Consider the following 1,010-nt stretch of genomic DNA (forward strand, 5'->3'; position numbering starts at 1 on the left):
GAAAGTCCCCGCCAATCGCCCCCTGGCCGACTTTGCACCCACCATCATCCTCAAGGCCAAGGATTTTGCCACTGAAATCACCATTCACAACGCCCGCGAACAAAACATGCGCAGCGAGCCGAAAATCTCGCAGGAGCATGTCACCAATAACCAGGCCGTCCGTCAAACCCTGCTGGGCCGGGGCATCCGCCCGGAAACCTTGCCGCCGGAAGAGGATGTGAAAAAAGTCGAACGCCGCCTGACCTCCGAGCAGAAAAAGGCGCTGAAGAATCCTGACGGGCTGGATTCCGAATGAGCGGCAAAGAAGCAAAGGCCGTGGTGCCAAAGCTGCGCTTTCCCGAGTTTCGGGATGCGGGGGCGTGGGAGGTGAAGCGATTGGGGGGCTATTTAGTGGGCAAACCGGAATACGGTGTGAATGCACCAGCAGTTCCATTTCAAGAAAACCTGCCAGCTTACTTACGAATTACCGATATATCAGAAGAAGGTAAAATAGTAAAAAGCAACAGGGTTTCTGTAGATTTACGTGCGAAAAGAGAACAATACCTATCTGTCGGCGATATTGTTCTTGCGAGGACTGGCGCAAGTGTTGGAAAATCATACAAATACAGGTCAAAGGATGGCAAGCTAGTCTTTGCAGGGTTCCTAATACGTATTAAGTCAAACCCCGAAAAGCTTAATTCTGAATTTCTATTTCAATATTTGTATACAGGCCGTTATTGGCGATGGGTTGAATTTAGCTCTGCAAGAAGTGGGCAGCCAGGAATAAATGGTGCTGAATATGCATCAATGCTTCTTCCTATACCTCCAGAGCTTTCTGAACAACAAAAAATCGCCCACTGCCTCTCCTCCCTTGATGAGGTGATCGGGCTGCAAGCCAAAAAGGTCCAGGCCCTGAAACAGCACAAGAAGGGCCTGATGCAGCAGCTCTTCCCCGCCGAGGGCGAAACCACACCCCGCCTGCGCTTTCCTGAGTTTCGGGAGGCGGGGGCGTGGGAGGTGAAGCGTTTGGG

2 protein-coding genes are annotated in these 1,010 nt (G+C 51.8%); both read left to right on the forward strand.

The genetic code is table 11. From position 1 onward, the window contains the following. A partial coding sequence (locus tag ACOCD2_RS21840; protein WP_305800800.1) for a hypothetical protein occupies positions 1-295 on the forward strand: 295 nt, incomplete at its 5' end. Further along, a partial coding sequence (locus tag ACOCD2_RS21845) for a restriction endonuclease subunit S (RefSeq protein ID WP_419626110.1) occupies positions 292-1,010 on the forward strand: 719 nt, incomplete at its 3' end. The genes ACOCD2_RS21840 and ACOCD2_RS21845, both read left to right, overlap by 4 nt.

This window comes from Thiolapillus sp., from assembly GCF_048562965.1.
In the GTDB taxonomy this organism is placed as follows: Bacteria; Pseudomonadota; Gammaproteobacteria; order Chromatiales; family Chromatiaceae; genus Thiolapillus; species Thiolapillus brandeum_A.